Annotated in this window: 1 protein-coding gene; it reads left to right on the top strand. The window is 51.9% G+C overall.

Features of this window, described 5'->3' with window-relative positions; translation table 11 throughout:
* A partial coding sequence (locus ACY2RR_RS24805) for a glutamate ligase domain-containing protein (protein ID WP_490110867.1) occupies positions 1-233 on the top strand: 233 nt, incomplete at both ends.

Genomic DNA, 233 nt, shown 5'->3' with positions numbered 1-233 from the left:
TTTCCAGGGGGTTGGTCGTCACTTCCAGGTTTATGGCAATTACCAGACAGGTGTCGGCGAAGTTATGTTTGTCGATGACTACGGTCACCACCCCCTTGAGGTTTCTGCAACTGTCGCCGCTATTCGTAAGGGCTGGCCAGAAAAGCGTCTGTTGATGATCTACCAGCCTCACCGTTATTCCCGTACCCGTGATTGGTACGAAGACTTTGTGGATGTGCTGTCACAGGTCGATG

The organism is Parendozoicomonas sp. 2304DJ65-17, from assembly GCF_058148445.1.
The sequence above is the reverse complement of the archived record's forward strand: the minus strand, read 5'-3'. Positions and strand labels throughout refer to the sequence as shown.